We start from the raw sequence: 16,682 nt of genomic DNA, 5'->3' as shown, positions 1-16,682 counted from the left end.
GCCGCCACGATAAGGAAAACGTTATGGTTGATGCGCTCAGCCATAAGTTTCGACAAATGACCGATAACGTCTTCAAACGAGACGGGAACGGGTTGGATGTTGTGTGAGTTGAGGGCTCCGGGATTCTTGTATACACTGGCTGACCCATCATCGGCTACCGGATACTCTCAGCATGACGGACGCGAAGAAGCAGGCGGCGCTGGATTACCACGCGAAACCTTTTCCCGGGAAGCTCTCGGTGGAGCTCACCAAGCCCACCGCCAGCGCTCGGGACCTGTCCCTGGCTTACAGCCCCGGGGTCGCGGAGCCGGTGCGTGAGATCGCCAATGATCCGGAGAACGCCTACCTCTATACCGGCAAGGGCAACCTGGTCGCGGTGATCTCCGATGGCAGTGCCATCCTCGGGCTCGGCAACCTGGGTCCCCTGGCGAGCAAGCCGGTGATGGAAGGCAAGGGCGTGCTGTTCAAGCGCTTCGCCGGTATCAACTCGGTGGACATCGAGGTCAATGCCGAGAGCCCCCAGGCCTTCATCGACACCGTGGCGCGCATCGCCGATACCTGGGGCGGCATCAACCTCGAGGACATCAAGGCGCCCGAGTGCTTCGAGATCGAGCAGGCGCTGGTCGAGCAGTGCAGCATCCCGGTGTTCCATGACGACCAGCACGGCACCGCCATCGTCACGGCCGCGGGCATGCTCAACGCCCTGGATATCGCCGGCAAGTCGCTGGACAGCGCCCGCATCGTCTGCCTGGGCGCCGGCGCGGCCGCCATTGCCTGCATGAAGCTGCTGGTCTCTTGCGGCGCGCATCCCGAGAACATCGTGATGCTCGATCGCAAGGGCGTGATCCACAGCGGCCGCGAGGACCTGAACCAGTACAAGGCGATGTTCGCCGTGGAGACGGACAAGCGCACCCTGACCGATGCCATCGATGGGGCCGATGTCTTCGTCGGCCTCTCCGGCCCCGGCCTGATGAGCGCCGAGCATATCCGCAGCATGGCGCCCAACCCGGTGGTCTTCGCCTGCACCAACCCGGACCCCGAGATCCATCCCGACCTGGCCCGCGAGATCCGCCCGGACGTGATCATGGCCACCGGCCGCTCCGACTATCCGAACCAGGTCAACAACGTGCTGGGCTTCCCGTTCATCTTCCGCGGGGCGCTCGACGTGCGCGCCACCCGCATCAACGAGGAGATGAAGGTCGCCGCCGTCCATGCGCTGAAGGACCTGGCCCGCGAGCCGGTGCCGCGCGACGTGCTGGAGGCCTACGAGATGGACGAGATGACCTTCGGGCCGAACTACATCATCCCCACCCCGGTGGACATCCGTCTGCTGGAGCGGGTGCCGGCGGCCGTGGCCCAGGCGGCGGTCGACTCGGGGGTGGCGCGCAAGCCCTATCCCTCCCACTACCCGCTGCGCTCCGCGGAGGACGTCTACGGCATCTGAGCCGCTGACGCTTCCGCGCTGCATGACGACGCCGGCCCTCGGGCCGGCGTCGTCGTTTCTGGGTAATGGGCTATCGGGAGGCGGCCTACCAGTTGTAGAGCAGGGAGGCCGAGGTGGTGCGATCGGTGCGGGCCTCGGCGTCCTCGGGCGGGCGCGAGGTGTCCTTGATCTCGTGGGAGAGCTTCAAGGCCAGGTGGGCATTGAGGCGGGCGGTGAGCGCGGTCAGCGAGCGCGAGGTGACGTTGGCGTCGGTGGCCTCCACCGAGAGCTCCTGCTCGAGGCTGGCGGTCTCCGAGAAGTCCCAGGCGTAGGCCAGGGCGCCGTAGGCCACGCCCAGCGATTCGTCCTGCTTGCCCACGATGCGATCGTAACGATAGCCCGGTCCGGCCTCCAGCGAGAGGCGTTGACGCTCGTCGTCGATCAGGTCGCGGCCATAGCCGCCGATGGCGGTGAACTGCTGCTCGTAGCCGCTGAAGCGATCGCGGTCCCAGCGGGCGAAGCCGAACGCGTAGTGGGGGCCCTCGAGCTCAAATCGCTCGCGGCCGGCGACCAGGTACTGCTCGGCACTGGTGTCGCCGTTGCGGGAGACGTTGCGCACCTCGCCGCGCAGCGTCTGAGTCCATTTTCCCGTCAGCCAGGTGAGTCGGCCCTTGGCGATCAAGGTCTGACTGTCGGTGTTGCCCGACAGGTGGGTGTAGCCCAGTTCGGCACTGCCGGTGAGTCCCTCAGCGTGCTCCTCGGGCGGCGGCGGCGCGTAGAAGGGGCTGGCCTGACCGCCTCCGGCGATCGCCAGCAGCCCGCCGAAGGCCAGCCAGCGAGGCAGCCGGAGGGAGGGTGTTGGGTACGACATGGTCGATCTCTGGGGGTGCCGCTGTCGGCGTCTGCCGACGGGGCGCCATCGGTGCAAAGGGGGGTGGGCGGCCTGGCGGCCGCCCGAGACGATAAGGCGGCGTCGGCCTAGAAGATGGCCTCGTAGGCGCCGGTGCCCTGGGAGCCGCTCTCGCGCTCGACCTCCTGTTCGACCCGGCGCGGCTGGAAGCCGGGCAGGTGATCGGCCATGAACAGCTCCTCGATGCCGCCACCCTGATCGTCGCGCAGGCGGCGGCCGGTGTCGGGGTCGATTCGCTCGCTGACTACGCCCTGGGGCCGCTCGGGCCAGCGCTCGGGCTGCCCGTTCAGGGCCTGGCCCATGAAGTCCATCCAGATCGGCAGGGCGACCTGCGAGCCGTATTCGGCGGTGCTCTCGTTGTTGTCCTTGCCCACCCAGGTGGTGGCCACGAGGTCGCTGTTGAAGCCGGCGAACCAGGCGTCCCGCTGGTCGTTGGTGGTGCCGGTCTTGCCGACGATGTCGCCGCGCTCGAGGGCCAGGGCCTTGCGCGCGGTGCCGCGCTCGACCACGTCGCGGAGCATGTCGCGCAGGATATAGACGGCCGCCGGGTCGGCCACGCGGGGCGCCACCTCGTAGGTCTCGCCATCGCGCTCGACCATCATCTGGTCGTCGCTGCAGTCGCGGCAGGCGATGCGCGGCGAGGCCTCGTCGACGACGGAGGTGTCTTCGTCGTCGCCACGGGTCACCCGGTCGATGAACCAGGGGGAGACCTGGAAGCCGCCGTTGGCCAGCACCGCGTAGGCGTTGGTCATCTCCAGCGGCGTCAGGCTGGCGCTGCCCAGCGCCAGGGAGAGCCCACGCGGCAGCTGGTCGGGGTCGAGGCCGAAGCCTTCGAGGAACGCGATGGTGCGCTCCAGGCCCAGTGACTGCAGCACGCGAATGGTGACGAGGTTGCGCGAGCGTGCCAGGGCGACCCTGAGTCGCGTCGGGCCGAGGAAGTCGCCGCTGGAGTTGGACGGCCGCCACAGCTCGTTGCTGCCGTCCTGCAGCACCACGGGGGCGTCGTTGACCACGCTCGCCGGGTTCATCTCGCCGCTGTCGATCGCCGCCAGGTAGACGAACGGCTTGAAGATCGAGCCGGCCTGTCGGCGTGCCTGGGTGGCGCGGTTGAACTTGCTGGCGTCGAAGTCGAAGCCGCCCTGAAGGGCCAGGATGGCCCCGCTGTCGGGATCCATCACCACCAGCGAGCCCTCGGCCTCGGGACGCTGGGAGAGACGCCAGCTGTCGTCCTCGCCCTGCAGGATGCGCACCAGCGAGCCGCGCTGGGCGATGTCGTCGGCCGAGTTCGGCGGCGTGCCGCGGCTGTAGGGGCTGAGGTAGGGATCCGCCCACTCCAGGCCGCTCCAGGGCAGGGTGATGAGCTGGCCGCCGCGGGCCAGGACGCGCATCTCGCGCCCCGCACTCTCGACCACGATGGCGGGCTTGAGCGGCCCCAGGGCGGGCGTGCGCTCGAGCACCTGCAGCCAGTTGCTGACGTCGCCCTCGATGCCCTCGATCTCGGTCTGGCTGCGCTCGGCGGCGCGCCGCGCGGTCTGCATGATCTCCGGCGACTCGGCGAGCTCCTCCTCGAGCCCCTCGCGGTCGGTGCGCTCCTGGGCCTCGGCCAGGCTGCGCGGAATGTCGGTCTGCTCCGGGCCGCGCCAGCCGTGGCGAGTATCGTACTCGATCAGCCCGCCGGCCAAGGCGCGTCCGGCCAGCGGCTGCAGCTCGCTGTCCAGGGTGGTGTGGATGCGATAACCGCCGGTATAGGCCCGGTCGCCGTAGCGGTCGATGGCGAACTGGCGCGCCATCTCGGCCACGTAGTCGGCCTCTACCTCGACCTGGGCCAGGTGGCGGCGGGCGGTGACCGGCGCCTGCACGGCCTCCTCGTAGGCGGCCTCGTCGATGTAGCCGAGCTCGCGCATGCGAAACAGGATCCAGTTGCGGCGAATCAGCGCCCGTTCGGCGTTGGCCAGCGGATTGAAGGCCGAGGGGGCCTTGGGCAGGCCGGCGATCATCGCCTTCTCGGCCAAGGTCAGCTCGCTCAGTGGCCGATCGTAGTAGACCTCGGAGGCCGCCGCGATGCCGTAGGCCCGATTGCCGAGATAGATCTTGTTGACGTAGAGCTCGAGGATCTCCGGCTTGGAGAGGATCTGCTCCATCTGCAGCGCCAACAGGATCTCGCGGATCTTGCGGGTGAAGGTCTGATCCAGCGTGAGCAGGTAGTTGCGCGCCACCTGCATGGTGATCGTCGAGCCGCCGGACTGAATATCGCCACCGCTCGCCGCCAGCTCCACCGCGGCCCGCAGCAGGCCCTTCGGGTCGACGCCGGCATGGTCGAAGTAGGTCGCGTCCTCGGCCGCCAGCAGGGCGTCGATCAGCTCCTCCGGGATCTCGGCATATTCCACTGGGGTGCGGCGCTCCTCGCCGAACTCACCGATCAGCTTGCCGTCGCGGGTGAAGATGCGCAGCGGCGTCTGCAGCTCGAAGTCCTGGAGCTGGCGCACGTCGGGCAGGCCGGGCGCGAAGTAGAGCGCGGCACCCACCACGCCCATGACGCCGGCGGCGGACAGCGAGACCAGCAGCCAGAGGACGGAAACGACCAGGGTTTTAAGAAACTTCATGAAAATGCGGTATCCATGCTGGGAACGGGGACGGAGTGGTGGCGATACAGTGACCTTCCCTTGAGGCAGCCATTATAGGAAGCCGAGGGGGTGGTCACCAGCGTTGACTCATGGCGACACCGCCGATCGTGTGAGATTCGGAAATATCATGTAATCTGCGATTACGGACCTGGGTATGATGAGCATCATGCGCGTTAGCCCGGTCTGGGGTGGATAATCATAATGAGCGGCACGCCGCAGGGATCAGGCAGGGGCATGACATACGATGCGACTGAGAGCACCCGGTAAGGGACTGATCGGTGTCGATATCACCTCGGCTACCGTCAAGGTCATCGAACTGAAGCGCGCGGGCGGCCACTATCAGGTGGAAAGCTACGCCGTGCGGCCGCTGAGGGAAGGTGCCGTGGTCGAGCGGCGGATTCGCGACATGCCTGCTGTGGTGGATGCCCTCAAGCGCGCCGTGGATCATGCGCGCCCCGGTACGCGCAACGCTTCCGTGGCCGTGCCGGCCGGCGCCGCCATCACCAAGACCCTGTCATTTCCCTCCTCGCTCGACGACGGCGAGATCGAGACGCGCATCCAGCTCGAGTCAGACCGGCATATCCCGTTTCCGTTCAACGAGGTCGCCTTCGACTTTCAGCGTCTCGGCCTCAATTCGCGCTACGGCGATCAGCAGGACGTGCTGCTGGTGGCCTGTCGCCAGCAGGACGTCAACCAGCTGACCGAGGCCGTGCTGCAGGCGGGGCTCACCCCGGCGGCCGTCGACGTCGAGACCTTCGCCATGGAGCGAGCCTTCCAGGAGCTGCGCCATCAGCTGCCGTCGGAAGGTGGCGAGCAGGAGTGCGTGGCGCTGGTCGATATCGGCGCCACCATGAATGCCTTCCACGTGCTGCGCGACGGGCGCGTCACCTACAGTCGCGATACCGTCTTCGGCGGCCGCCAGCTGACCGACGAGATCCGCAACCGCTACGGGCTGACCCTCGAAGAGGCGGGGCTCGCCAAGAAACGAGGCGGCCTGCCCGATGACTATCAGCGCAGCGTGCTGGACCCCTTCCTCGACACCCTGGTGCAGCAGGTCGGGAGATCGCTGCAGCTCTACTATACCGCCGGGCGCAAGCAGGAGGTGCGCCGCATGATCCTGGCGGGCGGCACCAGCGTGCTGCCGGGCCTGGCCGAGCGGCTGGCCGAGGAGAGCGGCATGGAGGTGGTGATTGCCAACCCCTTCCGCCGCATGAAGGTGAATTCCCGCATCGACGTCCCGACCCTGGCCGGTGACGCCCCGGCCATGCTCACGGCCTGCGGCCTGGCGATGAGGGTAGGCAAATGACGACCATCGAGATCAACCTGCTCCCCTGGCGGGAGGAAGTGCGCGCCCGTCGCAGCAAGCGGTTTGCCACGGCCATCGTGCTGAGCGCGCTGGTCGGCCTGGGAGTCGGCTACGGCATGACCTGGTACCTCGACCAGCGCCTGGACGATCAGCAGCAGCGCCAACAGCTGATCAAGGCCAGAACCGCCGAGCTGGATCGCGATATTCGCGCGGTGAGCCAGTACGAGGAGCAGATCGCCTCCCTGAACCGCCAGATCGAGGTCTTCGAGACGCTCCAGGTCGGGCGTCCGCAGACCGTGCATGTCTTCAATGCCCTGGTGGACAGCCTGGAGGAGGGGGTCTACTACTCCTCGCTCAGCCGCCAGGGTGATCAGCTGAGATTGACCGGCCTGGCCGAGGATAATCGCCGCGTCTCCGACCAGCTCCGCCAGCTGGAGGCCTCGCCGGTCTTCGATGTGCCGGTGCTCTCCGAGGTGGAGGCCGCCGAGAACGAGATGCGCCGCTTCAATCTCAGCGTCAACCAGCACATGCCCGACACAGAAGCCGTCGAGGGTGAGGCAGGCCGGGAGGCGCCATGAATCTATCCACCGAAGTGCGTCGTCTCCGCGGCATGGATTGGGGGGAGCTGGACGTCAAGGAGTCCGGCAGCTGGCCCTTCCTGCTGCAGCTGATCTGCTGCGTGCTGGTGCTGGGGCTGACCGTCGCCGGCATGTACTGGTACCTCGCTGCGCCGAAGGTCGAAGAGCTCGAGCAGGCGCAGCAAGAGGAGCAGCGACTCCTGCGGGATTACCGCAGCAAGTCGGCCCAGGCCGCCAACCTGCCGGCGCTGCGCGAGCAGGTCGAGGAGCTCGACGAACGCCTGTCGGAGCTGGTCGCGATGCTCCCGGGGGGCGCCGAGATCCCCTCGCTGATCGATGACATCAGCGAGGCGGCGATCGATAACCAGCTCTCCATCGACTTCATTCGCCTGCGCAGCCCTGCGACCCGGGAGTTCTACGTCGAGCGTCCCTTTGATATCCGGGTGCAGGGCGACTATCACCGTGTCGCCTCCTTCATCTCCGGTGTGGCCGATCTGCCGCGCATCGTCACCCAGCACGATTTCAGCCTGTCGCCCACCGATGGCCGCAACCGGCTGCAGCTGTCGATGCTGGCTCGGACCTATAGCTATCGGCCGCCCCAGGAGACGGCCGAGGAGGAAGCGCCATGAGTCGCTGGTTGACCCGAGTCGCCTGGCTGGTGTTGCCGCTCGCGCTGGGCGCCTGCCGTGACGCCAACCTGGCGAGTCTCGAGCAGGAGATGGAGGCGATGCGCGCCAATCCGGGGAAGGTGGACCTGGACCCGGTGCCTCCCGTGCCGAGTTATGACTCGGTGGATTATTACTTCGCCGACGAGCGCAGCCCCTTCCAGGCACGTCTGCCGGAGCCCGAAGCGCTGCCCGGCGGCACAGGCGAAGACAGCGATCTGGCACCGGACGAGACGCGTCCTCGTGAGCCGCTCGAGGCCTTTGATCTCGGCCGGCTCGAGCTGGTGGGCACCCTCAAGGTCGGTGGGCAACCCTCGGCGCTGATCAAGGCGCCTGACGGCAAGGTGCACCGGCTGCGTACCGGCAACTACATGGGGTCCGATTTCGGTCGCATCATCGGTATCACCGATACCTCGGTGCAGCTGGTGGAGATCGTGCCCACGGGGCGGGGCGGTTGGATCGAACGCAGCACACAGCTCGCGCTCGACGACTAGACAACAGGAGGCCATGCCGCCGGGCAGGAGGCGGTAGTGGCCCGCAGGGGGAAGGGAACAATGCAACCGATGATTCGTGGTCTCGCTATCGTGGCGCTGCTGGCGGTCTCCACGGCCGCCGTGGCAGCCTCTACCCTCACCGACCTGGCCTTCCGTCAGGGGACGGACGGGGCGCTGGAGGTGGAACTCGACTTCAGCGGGCCGGTGCCCGAGGTGCGTGGCTACCGTCTCGATGAGCCGGCACGCCTGACCATCGACCTGATGGACACGGCCAGCGCCCTGGAGCGCCGCCGCGAGGAGCTCGGCATGGGCGGGGTCGAGCGGGTCACGGCCCTGGAGGCGGGATCACGCACGCGGCTGGTCTTCGAGCTGGAAGGCCCCTTGCCCTACAACACCCGCCAGCAGGGCGATCGCCTGATGCTCTCCATCGGCGGTGGCGCCGCTCAGCCGGCCATGGCTCCCTCCGCGCCGGCGGCCGCCTCGCGGTCGGTGGCGTCGCCGACCCGGGCATCGACCCAGCCATCGACCCAGGCGTACGACCAGCCAAGCATTCAGGACATCGACTTCCGTCGCGGTGACGGTGGTGCGGGACGCCTGGTCGTGACCTTTGACCGCTCCGGCGTGGATGCCCGAGTGCGCGAGAGCGGACAGCGCATCGTCGCCGAACTGCGCGACGTCCGGCTGCCGGCCTCCCTGGATCAGGTCTACGACGTCAGCGATTTCGGCACCCCGCTCAAGCGCGTCACCCCGCGCGTCGGGCGTGACGGCGTGGTCCTGGAGATCAAGGGCGAAGGACGATTCGCCATGCTCTCCACCCAGACCGGCCGTCAGCTGGTGATCGAGGCCGAGCCGGTCACCCAGGCGCAGCAGGAGGAGCGCGTCCGCGAGCAGTTCCCCTATACCGGCGAGCGCATCACCCTGAACTTCCAGGACATCGAGGTGCGCTCGGTGCTGGCGATCATCGCCGACTTCACCGGCCTCAACCTGGTGGCCAGCGACAGCGTCACCGGGCGCGTCACCCTCAACCTGCAGGACGTGCCCTGGGATCAGGCCCTGGACCTGGTGCTCAAGAGCCACGGCTTGGCCAGTCGCCAGGAGGGCAACGTCATCGTGGTGGCCCCGGCCGCGGAGCTGGCCAACCTGGAGCGTCAGGAGCTGGAATCCCGCGAGCAGCTGGAGACCCTGGCCCCGCTGGAAACCGAGTACATTCAGGTGAAGTACGCCAAGGCCTCCGACCTGGCTGCCTTGCTGAGCGGTGGGACTGGCTTTGGCCTGCTCACCGATCGCGGTCGGGTCGCCGTCGATCCGCGCACCAATACCCTGCTGGTGCAGGATACCGCCGAGCAGATCGACGCCATCATGGCCACCCTGGATCGGCTGGACATCGCCGTGCGCCAGGTGCAGATCGAGGCGCGCATCGTCATCGCGCGCGACAGCGCCACCCGAGAGCTCGGCATCAACTGGGGGCTGTCGTCCCCCGACCGTATCGGCGATAGTCGCTTCGATGTCGCTGGGGCCGCGGACGGCAGCGTGGGCAATGGTGGCCTGACCGTGGATATGGGCGGCACCGCCTCGTCGTCCACCGCCTTCAGCTTCGGCTACCTGTCCGGCGATATCCTGCTCGACCTGGAGCTGCGCGCCCTCGAAAGCGAAGGCAAGACCCAGACCATCTCCCAGCCGCGGGTGATCACCGCCAACCAGAGCACGGCGATCATCAAGCAGGGCACCGAGATTCCCTACCAGGAAGCGAGCTCAAGCGGGGCCACCGATACGCAGTTCAAGGAGGCCGTGCTGGCGCTGGAGGTCACGCCGCAGATCACCCCGGACAACCGCATCATCATGGACCTGGTGATCAACAACGATACGGTGGGCGAGCTGTTCGGTGGCATTCCCTCCATCGACACCAACGAGATTACCACTCAGGTGTTGGTGGACAACGGCGAGACCGTGGTGCTGGGCGGTATCCTCACCACCGAGGAGGCCCGCAGCCTGCTCAAGACGCCCTTCCTGGGTGACCTGCCGGTGCTGGGGAACCTCTTCCGCTATACCGAGAACACCAACGATAAGGTAGAGTTGCTGGTATTCATCACGCCCCGAATACTGGACGACAACCTGGCCATTCGCTGATGCAGGCACTACCCAACCTGATTCTGATCGGCCCCATGGGGGCCGGCAAGAGTACCATCGGCCGCCTTCTGGCGGCCGAACTATCACGCGAGTTCTACGATAGCGACCACGAGATCCAGGCGCGCTGCGGTGCCGACATCCCCTGGATCTTCGACGTCGAGGGCGAGGCGGGCTTTCGCGATCGCGAGACGCAGATGATCCGTGAGCTGACGCACTACGAGAACGTGGTCATCGCGACCGGTGGCGGTGCCGTGCTGCGGGAAGAGAATCGTCGGGTGCTGCGCGAGAGCGGCACCGTGATCTACCTGCTCACCACCGTGGAGCAGCAACTGCGGCGTACTGCCAAGGATCGCAATCGGCCACTGCTGCAGCGCCCCGACAAGGAGGCCGTGCTGCGCGACATGTTCGCGCTGCGCGACCCCCTCTACCGCGCCACCGCCGATGTGGTGGTGCGCACCGACCGTCGCGGCCCACGGGCCGTGGTCAACGAGATCGTGCGGCGCGTGACGCGCCTGGTCGATCCCCTGCAATGCAAGGCCTGAGTCCATGATCGAGTCCCCCGCTGCCCCGTCCACCCTCGAGGTGGCGCTGGGCGATCGCAGCTACCCCATCCATATCGGTCCCGGCCTGCTGGGCGACCCGCAGTGGCTGGCGCCGCACCTGGCCGGGCGACAGGTCATGGTGGTTACCAACGAGACGGTGGCCCCGCTCTATCTCGACAAGCTGATCCAGGGGCTGTCCGACGACCTCGAGGTGCGCACCCTGGTGCTGCCCGATGGCGAGGCCACCAAGACGCTGGCCCAGGTGGAGCGGATCTGGGATGCCTTGCTCGCCGCCGGCTTCAATCGCCGCTGCACCCTGATCGCCCTCGGCGGCGGGGTGACCGGGGACATGGTCGGCTTCGCCGCCGCCTGCTACCAGCGCGGCGTGGCGTTCGTGCAGGTGCCGACCACGCTGCTCGCCCAGGTCGACTCCTCGGTGGGCGGCAAGACCGGCGTGAACCATCCGCGTGGCAAGAACATGATCGGCGCCTTCTGGCAGCCCCGCGCGGTGCTGATCGACACCGACACCCTGGCGACGCTGCCGCCGCGCGAGCTCTCGGCGGGGCTCGCCGAGGTGCTCAAGTACGGGCTGATCCGTGACGCCGACTTCCTGGCCTGGCTCGAGGCCGAGATGCCCGCGCTGCGGGGTCTCGATGCCGCTGCCCTGACCCGCGCCATCGAGCGCAGCTGCGCGCTCAAGGCCGAGATCGTCGCCGAGGACGAGACCGAGCAGGGCGTGAGGGCGCTGCTCAACTTGGGTCACACCTTCGGCCACGCCATCGAGGCGCATCAGGGCTATGGGCACTGGCTCCACGGCGAGGCCGTCGGGACCGGCATGCTGATGGCAGCCGAGCTCTCGTGCCGGCTGGGGTGGCTCAGCGAGGCCGAGGTGGCCCGCGTGCGGACGCTCATCGAGGCCGCCGGCCTGCCGCTGGCGGCCCCGGCCGAGATGGGGGTGGATGACTTTCTCGCCATCATGCGCCTGGACAAGAAGAACCTCGACAGCCGCCTGCGGTTGATCCTGCTGCGTGCGCTGGGCGATGCCTGCATCCATGACGAGACGCCGCCGCCGACCCTTGCCGCGCTCATCGAGGCCTTCCCTCGCCGCTGATCCCCTGATACCCCGCCAGCGCCTCGACCCATCGATTCGACGCCCGCCTTAGCGCGGGCGTCGTCGTGTCTGGGCAGCGTCGGCGTCCTGAGTGGTGCTTCCTTTAAGCCTTTCGCATGCCTCATGCCGGATCGGCATGGCAAAATCGAGTCTTTATCGACTAAAGTCTAACGAGCTTCACTCTGCGTTGAAGAAGCGTTGTGTGGCTTTGCAAGCTATTGAGTTAGCGAGTTTTTTTGCCTTGGGTGTCGTGCAAGTGGCGGATTTGGCGGCGGTTTCCGTGGGGATGTCGGGTGGGGTCGATTGCGCGGTGGGCGCGCCTCTGGCTATGCTGGTCGGCCTTTTGCAGAGCAGTTCTCGCTCCCGTCAGGAGCAGCATGGAAAAAGAAAAACCGAAAACAATACCATGCGATGACTGCCAAAGAAACCACTTAACCCGAGGCACGCCCATGAACAGAGGTCTCCATCAGCCCGGCGAGTTCCGTGACAACTGCGGCTTCGGCCTGATCGCCCATATGGAGGGCCAGGCCAGTCACGACCTGCTCAAGACCGCCATCGAGTCCCTGACCTGCATGACCCACCGTGGCGGCATCGCGGCCGACGGCAAGACTGGCGATGGCTGTGGGCTGCTGTTGCAGATGCCGGATGCCTTCATGCGCGAGATGGCGAAGGAGGCGCTGGGCGTGACCCTGGGCGAGCGCTATGCCGTGGGGGCCATCTTCCTGCCCGACGACGACGCTCGCGAGGCCCGCGGGCGCGACATCCTCGTCGCCGAGCTCGAGGCGCGCGGCCTTAAGGTGGCGGGCTGGCGCGAGGTCCCGGTGGACCCCAGCGTCTGCGGCCCCATGGCACTCGACTGCCTGCCGCGCATCCGCCAGCTGTTCGTGGAGCCGGGCGAGACGACGGGCGACACCTTCGACGTCGATCTTTTCATGGCGCGCCGCCGCGCCGAGGAGACGCTGCGCGACGAGCCGGACTTCTACGTCTGCTCGCTCTCCGCCGAGGTACTCTCCTACAAGGGGCTGGTGATGCCGGTGGACCTGCCGGCCTTCTACCGCGACCTGGGTGATGCGCGCCTCGAGACCGCGATCTGCGTCTTCCATCAGCGCTTCTCCACCAACACCGCGCCGCGCTGGCCGCTGGCCCAGCCGTTCCGCCTGCTGGCCCACAACGGCGAGATCAACACCGTCGAGGCCAACCGTGGCTGGGCGAACTCCCGAAAGGAGAACTTCCTGAGCGACCGGCTGCCCGAGATCGCCGGCCTCGACGAGATCGTCAACACCAGCGGCTCCGACTCCTCGAGCATGGACAACATGCTCGAGGTGCTGCTGACCGGCGGCATGGAGCTGCACCGCGCGGTGCGCATGATGGTGCCGCCGGCCTGGCAGAACGTCGAGCTCATGGACGCCGACCTGCGCGCCTTCTATGAGTACAACTCCATGCACATGGAGCCCTGGGACGGCCCGGCCGGGGTAGTGATGACCGATGGCCGCCAGGCGGTCTGCATGCTCGACCGCAACGGCCTGCGCCCGGCGCGCTGGGTGATCACCAAGAACGGCTATATCACCCTGGCCTCCGAGATCGGCACCTACGATTATCGGCCCGAGGACGTGGTCGCCAAGGGGCGGGTCGGCCCGGGCCAGATCCTCGCCGTGGACACCCACACCGGCGAGGTGCTGCATACCGCCGACATCGACCAGCGCCTGAAGGCCGCCTATCCCTACAAGCGCTGGCTGAAGCAGGAGGCCCAGTACCTCGAATCGGCGCTGACCGAGCTGGCCAATTTCCACTCCATGGACTCGGACGCGCTGCTCGCCCAGCAGAAGATGTTCCAGGTCAGCTTCGAGGAGCGCGACCAGGTGCTGCGCCCGCTCGCCGAGAGCGGCCAGGAGGCCGTCGGCTCCATGGGCGACGACACGCCCATGGCGGTGCTCTCCGGCAAGCAGCGCCTGCTCACCGACTATTTCCGCCAGAAGTTCGCCCAGGTCACCAATCCCGCCATCGATCCGTTGCGCGAGGCGATCGTGATGTCGCTGGAGACCTGCATCGGGGCCGAGCTCAACGTCTTCAAGGCGACCCCGGAGCACGCGCACCGCATCATCCTGACCACGCCGGTGCTCTCGCCGCGCAAGTTCGCCGCGCTGATGCACCAGGACGATCCGGCCTTCACGAGTCAGGTTCTGCCGCTTGGCTACGATCCCCAGGAGATCGGCCTCAAGGGCGCGATCCACGCGCTCTGCCGCCAGGCCGAGCAGGCCGTCCATGACGGCCAGGTGATCCTGGTGCTCTCCGACGCCGAGCTGGGCAAGGGGCAGGTGCCGATTCATGCCGCGCTGGCCGTGGGCGCTGTCCATCACCACCTGGGCCGCCTGGCGCTGCGCCCGCGGGTCAATATCGTGGTCGAGACCGGCTACGCCCGGGACGCCCACCAGATGGCGGTGCTGTTTGGTGTGGGCGCCACCGCGGTCTTTCCGTGGCTGGCCTACCAGGTGATGGCCGACATGCACCGGGCAGGCGAGCTGGTCGGCAACCCCGCCGATGCCCGCGAGAACTACCGCAAGGGCCTGCAGAAGGGGCTCTACAAGATCCTCTCCAAGATGGGTATCTCGACCCTGGCCTCCTATCGCGGCTCCCAGCTGTTCGAGGCGGTGGGTCTCTCCTCGGAGGTGGTCGATCTGTGCTTCACCGGCATGGCGTCGCGCATCGAGGGCACCGGCTTCAGTGAGCTGCAGCTGCAGCAGGAGCTGCTGGGACGCGAGGCCTGGACGCCGCGCAAGGGCATCGCCCAGGGCGGCCTGATGAAGTACGTCCACGGCCACGAGTATCACGCCTACAACCCCGACGTGGTCACGGCGCTTCAGGAGGCGGTCCAGGAGGGCGACTACACCAAGTGGAAGAAGTTTGCCCGGCTGGTCAACGAGCGCGATCCTGCCACCCTGCGTGACCTGCTCGCCCTCAAGCCGGCCGCCGAGCCGCTGCCGCTTGACGAGGTCGAGGCGATCGAGGACCTGCTGCCGCGCTTCGACAGCGCCGGCATGAGCCTCGGGGCGCTCTCGCCGGAGGCCCACGAGGCGCTGGCCCAGGCCATGAACGAGGCCGGCGGCCGCTCCAACTCCGGTGAGGGGGGCGAGGACCCGGCACGCTACGGCACCATCCGAAGCTCCAAGATCAAGCAGATCGCCTCCGGGCGCTTCGGCGTGACGCCGGCCTATCTGGTCAACGCCGAGGTGCTGCAGATCAAGGTGGCCCAGGGCGCCAAGCCCGGCGAGGGCGGCCAGCTGCCCGGCGGCAAGGTCAACGAGCTGATCGCCCGGCTGCGCTACTCGGTGCCCGGCGTGACCCTGATCTCGCCGCCGCCGCACCATGACATCTACTCCATCGAGGACCTGGCGCAGCTGATCTTCGACCTGAAGCAGGTCAACCCGGACGCCCAGGTCTCGGTGAAGCTGGTCTCCGAGCCCGGCATCGGCACCATCGCCACCGGCGTGGCCAAGGCCTATGCCGACCTGATCACCGTCTCCGGCTACGACGGCGGCACCGCGGCGAGCCCGCTGACCTCGATCAAGCACGCCGGCAGCCCCTGGGAGCTCGGCCTGCCCGAGGTGCATCAGGCGCTGCGCATCAACGGCCTGCGCGACAAGATTCGCCTGCAGACCGACGGCGGCCTGAAGACCGGCCTCGACGTGGTCAAGGCGGCGATCCTCGGCGCCGAGAGCTTCGGTTTCGGCACCGCGCCGATGGTCGCGCTGGGCTGCAAGTACCTGCGCATCTGCCACCTCAACAACTGCGCCACCGGCGTGGCCACCCAGATGCAGTACCTGCGCGACGAGCACTTCCGCGGCACCGTCGACATGGTCAAGCACTACTTCCGCTTCATCGCCGAGGACGTGCGCGAGCTGATGGCCTTGCTTGGGGTGCGCCAGCTGACCGACCTGATCGGCCGCACCGACCTGCTCGAGGTGATCGAGGGCGTCACCGCCTCCCAGCGCAAGCTCGACCTGTCGGGTCTGCTGGGTAACGACTTCGTGCCTGAAGACGCACCGCAGTTCTGCCGGGTGAACCGCAACGTGCCCCACGACCCGGGCGCCAAGAACCAGGAGGTCCTGGAGGCGCTCGAGGCGGCCATCGAGGCCAGGTCCGGCGGCGAGTTCGACTTCACCATCACCAACTGCGACCGCTCGGTGGGCGCGCTGATCTCCGGCGCCATCGCCAAGCGCTACGGTGAGGAGGGGCTCGAGGACGCCCCGGTCATCGCCCGCTTCACCGGCGTGGCCGGCCAGAGCTTCGGGGTGTTCAACGCCCGCGGCCTGCACCTCTACCTGGAGGGCGACGCCAACGACTACGTGGGCAAGGGCATGAACGGCGGCCGGGTGGTGATCGTGCCGCCGGCCGGCAGCGCCTTCGCGAGTCACGAGACGGCGATCATCGGCAACACCTGCCTGTACGGCGCTACCGGCGGCAAGCTGTTCGCCGCCGGCACCGCCGGCGAGCGCTTCGCGGTGCGCAACTCCGGCGCCCATGCGGTGATCGAGGGGGCCGGCGACCACTGCGGCGAGTACATGACCGGCGGCATGGTCTGCGTACTGGGCGAGGTGGGCGTCAACTTCGGCGCGGGCATGACCGGCGGCTTCGCCTACGTGCTCGACGAGGACCGCACCTTCGTCGACAAGTACAACCACGAACTGGTGGAGATCCACCGGGTGAACACCGAGGCCATGGAGGCCTACCGGCGGCACCTGCGGGAGGTCATCGAGGAATTCGTTGCCGAGACCGGCTCCGAGCGCGGCAAGGCGATCCTCGAGGATTTCAGCGACTTCACTCGCCACTTCTGGCTGGTGAAGCCCAAGGCGGCAAGCCTGAGCAGCCTGCTGGCCGAATCCCGTCGGCGTCCCGAGTAAGCCA

General features: G+C 67.6%; 12 protein-coding genes. 10 read left to right on the top strand and 2 right to left on the bottom strand.

All coding sequences use genetic code 11. The annotated features are described in order from the left end of the window. The first annotated feature begins 172 nt into the window (after nt 1–172). Nucleotides 173–1,444, top strand: coding sequence for a malic enzyme-like NAD(P)-binding protein (locus ABE957_RS11600; protein WP_349758855.1), 1,272 nt, complete (start codon nt 173–175; stop codon nt 1,442–1,444). A gap of 85 nt (nt 1,445–1,529) precedes the next feature. Here ABE957_RS11600 and ABE957_RS11595 read toward each other — a convergent pair whose 3' ends face one another. Both ABE957_RS11595 and ABE957_RS11590 read right to left on the bottom strand, forming a co-directional pair. Further along, nucleotides 1,530–2,294 (bottom strand): DUF481 domain-containing protein, encoded by a 765-nt coding sequence (locus ABE957_RS11595; RefSeq protein ID WP_349758854.1) that lies wholly within the window; start codon nt 2,292–2,294, stop codon nt 1,530–1,532. Nucleotides 2,295–2,401: 107 nt separating this feature from the next. Beyond that, nucleotides 2,402–4,936, bottom strand: coding sequence for a penicillin-binding protein 1A (locus tag ABE957_RS11590; RefSeq protein ID WP_349758853.1), 2,535 nt, complete (start codon nt 4,934–4,936; stop codon nt 2,402–2,404). Between the two features lie 265 nt (nt 4,937–5,201). On the opposite strand from ABE957_RS11590, the gene pilM reads away from it, so the two are divergent. From pilM to gltB, 9 genes are all read left to right on the top strand, one after another. Continuing rightward, nucleotides 5,202–6,263 carry a type IV pilus assembly protein PilM gene (gene pilM, locus ABE957_RS11585; protein WP_349758852.1) on the top strand — a complete coding sequence of 354 codons (1,062 nt, stop codon included), beginning with the start codon at nt 5,202–5,204 and terminating at the stop codon, nt 6,261–6,263. Continuing rightward, the gene (locus tag ABE957_RS11580; RefSeq protein ID WP_349758851.1) at nt 6,260–6,841 is read left to right on the top strand and encodes a PilN domain-containing protein; all 582 of its coding nucleotides are present in this window, start codon (nt 6,260–6,262) and stop codon (nt 6,839–6,841) included. Before pilM ends, ABE957_RS11580 begins: the two co-directional genes overlap by 4 nt. Continuing rightward, nucleotides 6,838–7,470 carry a type IV pilus inner membrane component PilO gene (locus ABE957_RS11575; RefSeq protein ID WP_349758850.1) on the top strand — a complete coding sequence of 211 codons (633 nt, stop codon included), beginning with the start codon at nt 6,838–6,840 and terminating at the stop codon, nt 7,468–7,470. The genes ABE957_RS11580 and ABE957_RS11575 overlap by 4 nt, the downstream gene beginning before the upstream one ends. After that, entirely contained in the window at nt 7,467–8,000 is a 534-nt protein-coding gene (locus tag ABE957_RS11570; protein WP_349758849.1) for a pilus assembly protein PilP, read from the top strand. Before ABE957_RS11575 ends, ABE957_RS11570 begins: the two co-directional genes overlap by 4 nt. A 60-nt stretch (nt 8,001–8,060) precedes the next feature. Beyond that, nucleotides 8,061–10,127 (top strand): type IV pilus secretin PilQ, encoded by a 2,067-nt coding sequence (locus ABE957_RS11565; protein WP_349758848.1) that lies wholly within the window; start codon nt 8,061–8,063, stop codon nt 10,125–10,127. Next, a complete protein-coding gene (gene aroK, locus ABE957_RS11560; protein ID WP_349758847.1) occupies nt 10,127–10,669 on the top strand; it encodes a shikimate kinase AroK in 543 nt (180 codons plus the stop codon). Before ABE957_RS11565 ends, aroK begins: the two co-directional genes overlap by 1 nt. A 4-nt stretch (nt 10,670–10,673) precedes the next feature. Next, entirely contained in the window at nt 10,674–11,780 is a 1,107-nt protein-coding gene (gene aroB / locus ABE957_RS11555) for a 3-dehydroquinate synthase (RefSeq protein WP_349758846.1), read from the top strand. A 136-nt stretch (nt 11,781–11,916) separates the two neighbouring features. Further along, nucleotides 11,917–12,195, top strand: a complete 279-nt coding sequence (locus ABE957_RS11550) for a hypothetical protein (RefSeq protein WP_349758845.1) — start codon at nt 11,917–11,919, stop codon at nt 12,193–12,195. 34 nt (nt 12,196–12,229) lie between these two features. Then, entirely contained in the window at nt 12,230–16,678 is a 4,449-nt protein-coding gene (gene gltB / locus ABE957_RS11545) for a glutamate synthase large subunit (RefSeq protein ID WP_349758844.1), read from the top strand. The last annotated feature ends 4 nt before the right edge of the window (nt 16,679–16,682 follow it).

Origin of the sequence: Halomonas pelophila, assembly GCF_040196315.1 — a bacterium.
In the GTDB taxonomy this organism is placed as follows: Bacteria; Pseudomonadota; Gammaproteobacteria; order Pseudomonadales; family Halomonadaceae; genus Halomonas; species Halomonas pelophila.
The sequence above is the reverse complement of the archived record's forward strand: the minus strand, read 5'-3'. Positions and strand labels throughout refer to the sequence as shown.